We start from the raw sequence: 8,998 nt of genomic DNA on the forward strand, positions 1-8,998 counted from the left end.
CTTTCTTATTATCATACACGATCATACCTGAAAAAATGGTATTTAAACCGCATTTCCTGGGAAATAACAGCGTGAATTGTTGAAACCGGACAAGATTTGTCCGGTTTGCGCAGTCATTTATTTACCAGAAGAACGGGAAGAACGGAAAACCGAAGCCCCAAGGCCTGAAGAAAGGAGCGCCAAATCCCCAACCCCATCCCCATCCCCAGGGTCTGAAAAATGGTCCTCCCCAAATTCTTTCATCGTTATGCGGCATTCCCGGATATCCTGCTCCATCCGTATGCTGCTGCATAGGGACCGGATATCCTGCTCCCTCTATCTGGGGTGGAATAGCCACTGGATATCCGTATTCATCTGTTTGATAATAATGATTCATTGCAGGTTCCCCCTCATCTTTTTTATTGGAATTTTCAACCTATCCTATGCATTTGTCTCGGGAAAGGGAATGAACATGGGGGGAATCATCCAAAATGGGCTTTTTTCATATTCTCGGCCGAATTTCTTATAAAGGATGATATAAATGCGCCGATATTAAAAGAAGAGAATTGAAATTTTGCCGAAGGAGAGAAGTAGTATGATTGGATCAATCGGAGGTAGGCTCACAGTGGAAGGCACTGAGATGCCTGCACGCTCTATGAACAATAATAGAGAAACATCCCTGGAGTCGGCAACGACGGAGCGATCATACGTGCTTTCGGAACAAGAAGCGAGAGCTTTGATGGAACAGGCAGTATCATTTGCGAATAAACGATTAAAAGAATCGAAGCAGTATTTAAAATTTGAATATCATGATCAGCTCAATAAATATTTTGTGAAAGTGATCAATGAGGAGACGGAAGAAGTGGTGAGGGAAATCCCCCCGAAAAAACTTCTCGATATGTTTGCTGCCATGGCAGATGCCATGGGTCTCTTGTTAGATAAAAAGATTTAAAGAATAGGAAGTGAATGAGTGGTGCGGATCGGCGGTTTAGCCAGCGGCATGGATATTGATTCCATCGTCAAGGACATGATGAAGGTCAGAAGAATGCCTCTTGATAAATTAAAACAGCAGAAACAAATATTGGAATGGAAACGGGATGACTACCGTTCCATCAATACGCTCCTTCTCGGTTTTCGCGATCAGCTGACGCAGCTGAAGCTGACGAGCAATTACCGGGCAAGAATGGTTTCTTCAACGGATGAAGCAAGAGTTTCAGCCACTGCAGCCAGTGGTGCCTCCCAGGCTTCTTATACGATTTCCAAGGTTGATCAGCTGGCAGCTGCGGCGACGAGGGTCGGCGGGGAGCTGGGAGAAGATGTGGATCTGAACCAAGGGTTATTTTACCAAAAAAATGAACTTGGAAATCCTGGTAATTGGGATACGATGTGGAAAAAGGGCGTGCTTGAAACGAAGACCCTCTCGGCTTCCGGGAATACCTTAAATGTTGCAGAGCTAAACATTCAAATGGGAACATCCGTGAATGTGAAGGTAAATGGACAGGCATATAACGTTGTGTCCAATCCAACACCCGGCGTAGGGGAAGTTTATTTCGATGGAAGCACCCTGACATTTGGCGACCAACTGAAAGAGGGAAGTTCTGTAAAGATTGATTATGTGGTTGATCAGAAAACAGTCACACATACCGCCGGTAAAGACCAGAAGATTATCAGCCTTGGCAAAGGATCGGTTGATATTTCTTCATTGTCGGTAAATGGTACCCAGTATGTAATAGACAGCGGTGATGTGGATCAAAGCGGCCACCCGGCATTAAAAGATTCAACTGGTTCTGAAATTGGAAGGGTGGATTTGAGAAATGGGAATATCCTGTTTCACGAGCCGCTGGAAGAAAACGCTGGAGTATCAGTGACCTTTACTCAAAACTATACGGACTTTGCCATTGGCGCCCATACTTCAAAAGGGACGGTTACTGAGCGGATTTTTGTGGCCGGAAACGAGTCGGTGAATCAAGTCATCCGTAAAGTAAATGAATCTTCAGCAGGCATCACGATGTTTTTTGATGACCATACCCGGAAACTGACTATGACCAGAAAGGAAACGGGTGATTTTAAACAGGGAGAGTCTGATTTCATCCTGGAGAGCGGCAATTCTTTTCTTACAGAAATTATGAAGATAGATGGAACTGAAGCGAAAGAGACCGAAGGCCAAAACGCCATCTTTACCATCAACGGTCTCGAAACTCAGCGTACATCCAACACCTTCTCCATGAACGGCGTCACCTTTACGCTGAAACAAACATTAAAGGAAACCGATCCGCCCATCACGGTTAGCGTCTCCAACGATTCCGAAGGAGTATTCAACACCATAAAGGAATTTGTTGACAAATATAACACGCTTATTGATGAAATAAATAAAAAGCTCAATGAAGAGCGGCACAGAGATTATCTTCCGCTTACAGATGATGAGCGCGAGGAGTTGTCTGACAAACAGCAGGAAAAATGGGAGGAGCTGGCGAGAAGCGGTCATTTAAAGGGCGACCCCATTTTATCCGGTGTGCTGTCGCAAATGCGGTTGGATATGTCCGGTTCTGTGGAGACGAACAGCATGTATACGATGCTTGCTGCGATTGGAATTACGACAACCCCCAATTATATGGACGGCGGGAAGCTGGAAATCAACGAAAATAAACTGCGCGAAGCCATTGAGCAAGATCCGGAGGCTGTGGAGCAGTTGTTTAGAGGCACCGGTACGACGGACGCCAACCGGGGCGTTATTCACAAGTTATCTGATTCGGTCAACCAGTCCATTGCCAAAATATATGACCGGGCCGGCCGGCCGACTGCGACCAACCATCAATTTGCGTTGGGCAGGGAACTCCTATCCATGGATAAAAATATCGACAGTTTTGAAGACCGGCTGAAAATGTATGAAGACCGACTGTGGCGGCAGTTTACTGCCATGGAAAAGGCAATTCAAAAGGCAAACAATCAATATGCTTATTTGATGCAGCAATTTGGCGGGTATTAGGAATATAGATGAGGAGTGGAATCATGGCTAGAATAAATCCATATGAGGCGTACCAGAACAATTCAGTGACGACAGCTTCTCCTGGGGAGCTGACCCTGATGCTTTATAATGGATGTCTGAAGTTCATCCATTTAGCAAAACAGGCCATCCGCGAAGGAGACATTGAGAAAAGGAATACAAACATCCAGAAGGCACAAAATATTATCTCGGAATTGAATGTTACGTTGAATATGGACATCATCCTGTCACAAAATTTGCGTTCTTTATATGAGTATGCCAACAGGCGGCTGATCGAAGCAAATATTCATCAAGACGTCTCCATTTTAGAGGAAGTGGAGGAGCTTATAAGCGAGTTACGGGATACTTGGAAACAGGTCATTCAGATAAACAGGCAACGCACTCATTTACCTGTGGAAAGTGTGCGGCGATGAGTGCCGTTCTTCAATGCCTGTCCATTACGAAGGTTTTAATCGACCGGATCCAAACGATGGAGGAAGCGAACCGGGAAGAAACGATCACAGTGATTGAATCTCTTTTGGCAGAACGCGAAGAATGGCTTCGGGACATCCATCCTCCTTTTACAAAAGAGGAAGTTGCAGCAGGCAAGGAAATGCTTGAATTGCATAAAGAACTGTCATCTTTGCTGGAAAATCTCCATAGGTATGTTTTACGGGATCTTAACGCAATACAAATCAAAAAAGCATCGGCGGCTAAATACAACCAACCATACTCTCACATGCGGAACGATGGCGTTTTTTATGATAAAAAGCAATAATGGGGAAAAGCTGCCGCTTTTGTTCCAATATGAATCGCGTCATTCGACTGATTGTTCGATGATTCGACAAAAACTTCCGCTTATTTTTGCAGGATTCCGGGAAGAAGTATAGAAGTATATATACATAGCCTTTAAAGGAGGAGTTTTATATGCTTAGGTATCAAATCCGCGGTGAGAACATCGAGGTAACGGAAGCTATTCGAGATCACGTAGAAAAAAGAGTAAGCAAGCTAGAGCGGTATTTTACCGAAACTCCTGATGCAAATGTGCATGTAAATTTAAAAGTAAATCCTGATAAGAAATCCAAAGTGGAAGTGACCATCCCGTTTCCACAGCTCGTGCTGCGGGCCGAAGAAGTAAATGATGACATGTACGCAGCCATCGATTTGATCGTCGACAAGCTGGAGAGGCAAATCCGCAAGCACAAAACGAAAGTAAATCGTAAGTTTCGTGAAAAAGGTGATTTGCAGCAGTTGTTTGCTGCTGGAATCAATGGTGCAGCGGAGGAAACTAACGATGACGAGGATGAGCTAACCATCGTTCGTACGAAGCGTTTCGATTTAAAACCTATGGACAGCGAAGAGGCTGTTCTGCAAATGAATATGCTGGGCCATAATTTCTTCATCTATACAGATGCAGAAACAAACGGCACCAATATCGTATACCGCCGGAAAGACGGCAAGTACGGATTAATAGAAACAAGCTGACCGACCTGTAAAAGCACGCGTGCTGCGTGCTTTTTTTGATTCATCTGTCTATCAGATAAATCCTTTTAATACATGGTCATAAGATGCAAGTTTTCGCAAAAATTCAGATCTTTTTGGGGAAAAACCCCTTTTTGCGGAACTTTGCATCCGTCCCTCCTCTTATTGTCACAGAGACTTTGTTAGTGTTAAAATATAAAGATGAAGTTCGCCCTGCGAACCAACAAGAGTATGAGAAATAGCCCGTACTTGATCATAAAGGGAGAGTTAATATAAAATGATGGCTTTTTTAACAAAATTGTTTGATTCAAACACACGTGACCTGCGCCGTCTGGAAAAAAAAGCGGCCGAGATTAAAAAACTCGGATCCGAGATGGAGAAAAAGACAGATGATGAGCTCCGTGAGCAAACAGATCGCTTTAAAAGCCGGTTTGCAGGAGGAGAATCACTGGACAGCCTGCTTGTCGAGGCATTTGCCGTTGTGCGCGAAGCGGCGCGGCGCGTGTTAGGCCTATATCCATATCCTGTCCAATTAATGGGCGGAATTGCGCTCCATGAAGGAAATATTGCAGAGATGAAAACCGGTGAAGGTAAAACACTGACTGCAACGATGCCGGTTTATTTGAATGCATTGACAGGAAAAGGCGTACATGTTGTCACTGTAAACGAATATCTGGCCAGCAGGGATGCTGAAGAGATGGGAAAACTATACGAATTTTTGGGCCTTACTGTCGGCTTGAATTTAAACAGTATGTCCAAGGAAGAAAAAAAAGCAGCATACGAAGCGGATATCACCTATGGGACGAACAATGAATTCGGCTTTGACTATTTGCGTGACAACATGGTGATTTATAAGGAAGACCGTGTGCAAAGGCCCCTCCACTTTGCAGTTATTGACGAGGTGGACTCGATTTTAATTGATGAAGCCCGTACACCGCTTATCATTTCCGGACAGGCCCAGAAGTCTACCCAGTTATACCTTCAGGCCAACGCGTTTGTTAAAACGTTAAGAAAAGACGATGATTATACGTATGATGAGAAAACAAAAGGTGTTCAACTGACAGAAGAGGGAATCAATAAAGCAGAGCGCGCTTTCCGTATTGACAACTTGTTTGACATATCACATGTAACGTTGAACCACCATATTAATCAGGCTTTAAAAGCAAATGTCAGCATGCATCGAGATGTCGATTATGTTGTAGAAGACGGGCAGATTGTTATCGTTGACCAATTTACCGGGCGGTTGATGAAAGGGCGCCGTTTCAGCGAAGGGCTCCATCAGGCGATTGAAGCAAAGGAAGGCGTCGATATTCAAAATGAATCAATGACCATGGCGACGATTACTTTCCAGAACTACTTCCGTATGTATGAAAAATTGGCCGGAATGACAGGTACGGCCAAGACAGAAGAAGAAGAATTCCGGAATATTTATAACATGAATGTCATTGCGATACCGACAAATAAGCCGATTATCCGGGATGACCGCCCTGATTTGATTTATGCAACCATGAAAGGGAAGTTCAAAGCGCTGGTGGATGATATTGCGGAGCGCCATAAAAAAGGGCAGCCCGTTCTTGTCGGTACAGTTGCTATTGAAACATCTGAATTAATCAGTGATTTGCTGAAAAAACAGGGAATTCCCCATAACGTGCTCAATGCGAAAAATCATGAGCGTGAAGCAGAAATTATTGCGGAAGCCGGAAATAAAGGCGCGGTAACGATTGCAACGAACATGGCCGGGCGCGGAACCGACATTAAACTGGGGGAAGGCGTCCTGGAGCTTGGCGGCCTGGCCGTTATCGGTACAGAGCGCCATGAATCAAGAAGGATTGACAACCAGCTAAGGGGACGTTCCGGACGTCAGGGAGACCCGGGTGTTACCCAGTTTTACTTGTCTATGGAAGACGAGTTGATGCGCCGTTTCGGTACAGACAATCTGAAGAACATGATGGAAAAGTTCGGGATGGATGATTCCGAGCCGATTCAAAGCCGGCTTGTTTCCAAGTCCGTTGAGTCTGCCCAAAAACGGGTGGAAGGCAATAACTTTGACGCGCGTAAGCAGCTGCTTCAATATGACGATGTCCTGAGGCAACAGCGGGAAATCATCTACAAACAGCGTGATGAAGTGATGTCTTCTGAAGACCTTCGCCCCGTTGTCGAGAACATGATTCAATCGGTCATCGGGCGTGTCGTTGGAATGTATGCCCCCGGCAGTGAAGAAGAAGAGAACTGGAACCTTGATGGAATTGTGGCATTTGTCAATGCCAATCTTCTTCCGGAAGGAGACCTTACGGCAGAGGATCTAAAACGACGTGATCCTGAAGAGATGGAGGCATTGATTTTTGAGAAAGTCAAAGCCCGGTATGACGAAAAGGAAGAACAGTTAACTGCTGAACAAATGCGGGAATTTGAAAAAGTAGTGATGCTCCGCGCGGTTGATACGAAATGGATTGATCATATTGATGCAATGGATCAGCTTCGACAGGGAATTCATCTGCGGGCCTATGGTCAAACGGATCCGCTACGTGAATATCAAAACGAAGGATTCAACATGTTTGAAAATATGGTTGCCTCCATTGAAGAGGAAGTTGCAAGATTCGTGATGAAAGCCGAGATCCGCAGCAACCTGCAACGCGAAGAAGTTGCCAAAGGCCAGGCGGTGAATCCGAAAGAAGAAGGCGGAAAAGCAAAAAGAAGACCGGTACGTCGCAAGGAATCAGTCGGACGAAACGAACCATGTCCATGCGGTTCCGGGAAAAAATACAAACATTGCCACGGCCGGCTGGCATAAGAACAGCTGCCGAACGGCATAATCTAGTTGAGGTGGTAATATGGAACTGTTTGAAATTAGAAGTGAGTTGGAAAATACGGCTAAGAAGTTAGCTGACTTTAGGGGGTCTCTTTGACTTAGAAGAAAAAGAGACACGGATAGCCGAATTAGACGAACAAATGGCTGATCCAACATTTTGGGATGACCAAAGTACTGCACAGGCAGTCATTAATGAAGCGAACGCGCTAAAAGATTTAGTGAGCGACTATAAAGAACTTCTCCAAAATCAGGAAGATCTCGAAGTCACCCTTGAACTTGTGAAGGAAGAGGGGGATGCTGACCTGGAGGAAGAACTCGAGGATGGACTGAAAGAATTCAAGGACAAACTCGATCAGTTTGAATTGCAGCTGCTTCTGAGCGACCCGTATGATAAAAATAATGCGATTCTGGAACTTCACCCGGGTGCGGGCGGCACAGAATCTCAGGACTGGGGTTCAATTCTGCTTCGTATGTATACGCGCTGGGCTGAAAAGCATGGATTCAAGGTGGAAACACTCGATTATCAGCCTGGAGATGAAGCGGGGATCAAAAGTGTAACATTGCTGATAAAAGGACATAACGCCTATGGTTATTTAAAATCTGAAAAAGGCGTACATCGGCTTGTCAGGATCTCGCCTTTTGATTCTTCCGGAAGGAGACATACGTCGTTTGTTTCCTGCGAAGTCATGCCTGAATTTGATGACGATATTGAAATCGAAGTGCGGTCCGAGGACTTGAAAGTTGATACGTATCGTTCAAGCGGTGCGGGAGGCCAGCACGTAAATACGACCGACTCCGCTGTCCGGATCACTCACTTGCCGACAGGAATTGTTGTCACGTGCCAAAATGAACGTTCACAGATCAAGAACCGGGAAAGTGCCATGAAAATGCTTAAAGCCAAACTCTATCAGCGAGAAATAGAAGAAAAAGAAAAGGAGCTGGCCGAACTTCGGGGAGAGCAGATGGACATCGGTTGGGGCAGTCAAATCCGATCATACGTTTTCCACCCGTATTCGATGGTGAAGGACCACCGGACCAACACAGAAGTTGGAAATGTTCAATCCGTAACCGACGGGGATATTGATATATTTATCAACGCTTATCTCCGTTCCCGGCTGTAAGTTGCTAATATTTGTCACTTTTTTTCCATTTTAAGGAAGGCTTTGACCCCTTATTTGTTTAAAAAAACCAGTATCTTGGTATACTAAAAGAGCACCATTTTTAAAAAGGAGATGGATGTCTTGAAGAAAAAATTGTGGGCTTTGTTAGCGAGCTCCTGCTTGGCACTCGGACTTGCTGCCTGCGGTGGGGGCGGCGATGACGAAAATGCCGGCGGCGGTGACCAAGGCGGGGGCGGAGAAACAGCCTCTAACGGTGCCGAAGCGGTTTATCAAGCAAACTGCTCCAGCTGCCACGGTGAAAACCTTGAGGGGCGCAACGGTCCGGCATTGGACAAAATTGGCGGTACATTAAGTGAAGATGAAATTTTGGACGTCATTGAAAACGGACGCCCGGGAATGCCGGCAGGCATCATTTCAGGTGACGAAGCGAATCAAGTCGCTGCATGGTTAGCCGAACAAAAATAAATTGCATGTAAAAGGACAAGCTGAAACAAGCTTGTCAGCTTGTAGAGAAAGTATATGTTTTTTTCTCTACAGGCTTTTTTATTTTACATTTAGACGACTTGTATCTAGATTTTTGTGTTTTTATTTTTAAGAAAAAGATTCCCATCCACCTAGACCTGT

The 8,998-nt window shown here is 45.0% G+C and carries 9 protein-coding genes; 8 read left to right on the forward strand and 1 reads right to left on the reverse strand.

Going from position 1 to position 8,998, the window contains the following annotated elements; all coding sequences use genetic code 11:
* Positions 1–121: 121 nt before the first annotated feature.
* Complete coding sequence (locus ACFSCZ_RS12275) at positions 122–376, reverse strand: hypothetical protein (protein ID WP_380774222.1); 255 nt, start codon at positions 374–376, stop codon at positions 122–124.
* Positions 377–574: 198 nt separating this feature from the next.
* Between ACFSCZ_RS12275 and ACFSCZ_RS12280 the strand changes: the two genes are divergently transcribed.
* The 8 genes from ACFSCZ_RS12280 to cccB all read left to right on the forward strand — a co-directional run bounded on the left by ACFSCZ_RS12280 (position 575) and on the right by cccB (position 8,839).
* The gene (locus ACFSCZ_RS12280; protein WP_380774223.1) at positions 575–931 is read left to right on the forward strand and encodes a flagellar protein FlaG; all 357 of its coding nucleotides are present in this window, start codon (positions 575–577) and stop codon (positions 929–931) included.
* An 18-nt stretch (positions 932–949) separates the two neighbouring features.
* Entirely contained in the window at positions 950–2,965 is a 2,016-nt protein-coding gene (gene fliD, locus ACFSCZ_RS12285; RefSeq protein ID WP_380774224.1) for a flagellar filament capping protein FliD, read from the forward strand.
* A 23-nt stretch (positions 2,966–2,988) separates the two neighbouring features.
* On the forward strand, positions 2,989–3,396 hold the full coding sequence (gene fliS, locus ACFSCZ_RS12290; RefSeq protein ID WP_380774225.1) for a flagellar export chaperone FliS: 408 nt from the start codon (positions 2,989–2,991) through the stop codon (positions 3,394–3,396).
* Positions 3,393–3,740 (forward strand): flagellar protein FliT, encoded by a 348-nt coding sequence (gene fliT, locus ACFSCZ_RS12295; protein ID WP_380774226.1) that lies wholly within the window; start codon positions 3,393–3,395, stop codon positions 3,738–3,740. The genes fliS and fliT overlap by 4 nt, the downstream gene beginning before the upstream one ends.
* A gap of 149 nt (positions 3,741–3,889) precedes the next feature.
* Positions 3,890–4,447, forward strand: a complete 558-nt coding sequence (gene hpf, locus ACFSCZ_RS12300) for a ribosome hibernation-promoting factor, HPF/YfiA family (RefSeq protein WP_380774227.1) — start codon at positions 3,890–3,892, stop codon at positions 4,445–4,447.
* Between the two features lie 274 nt (positions 4,448–4,721).
* Positions 4,722–7,235, forward strand: coding sequence for a preprotein translocase subunit SecA (secA, locus tag ACFSCZ_RS12305; protein WP_380774228.1), 2,514 nt, complete (start codon positions 4,722–4,724; stop codon positions 7,233–7,235).
* Positions 7,236–7,275: 40 nt separating this feature from the next.
* A protein-coding gene (gene prfB, locus ACFSCZ_RS12310) for a peptide chain release factor 2 (protein WP_380774229.1) occupies positions 7,276–8,374 on the forward strand; the annotation gives its coding sequence in 2 pieces (ribosomal slippage) (positions 7,276–7,338 and positions 7,340–8,374; 1,098 coding nt in all).
* Between the two features lie 120 nt (positions 8,375–8,494).
* Positions 8,495–8,839 (forward strand): cytochrome c551, encoded by a 345-nt coding sequence (cccB, locus tag ACFSCZ_RS12315; protein WP_380774230.1) that lies wholly within the window; start codon positions 8,495–8,497, stop codon positions 8,837–8,839.
* Positions 8,840–8,998: the final 159 nt, after the last annotated feature.

The sequence above is a fragment of the Siminovitchia sediminis genome, from assembly GCF_042680885.1.
Classification (GTDB): domain Bacteria; phylum Bacillota; class Bacilli; order Bacillales; family Bacillaceae_C; genus Siminovitchia; species Siminovitchia sediminis.

What these genes read in the sequence shown, in the direction of transcription:
- fliT (WP_380774226.1), top strand. Translation starts at nt 3,393, where the DNA reads ATGAGTGCCGTTCTTCAATGCCTGTCCATTACGAAGGTTTTAATCGAC.
- secA (WP_380774228.1), top strand. Translation starts at nt 4,722, where the DNA reads ATGATGGCTTTTTTAACAAAATTGTTTGATTCAAACACACGTGACCTG.
- ACFSCZ_RS12280 (WP_380774223.1), top strand. Translation starts at nt 575, where the DNA reads ATGATTGGATCAATCGGAGGTAGGCTCACAGTGGAAGGCACTGAGATG.
- ACFSCZ_RS12275 (WP_380774222.1), bottom strand. Translation starts at nt 376, where the DNA reads ATGAATCATTATTATCAAACAGATGAATACGGATATCCAGTGGCTATT.
- hpf (WP_380774227.1), top strand. Translation starts at nt 3,890, where the DNA reads ATGCTTAGGTATCAAATCCGCGGTGAGAACATCGAGGTAACGGAAGCT.
- fliS (WP_380774225.1), top strand. Translation starts at nt 2,989, where the DNA reads ATGGCTAGAATAAATCCATATGAGGCGTACCAGAACAATTCAGTGACG.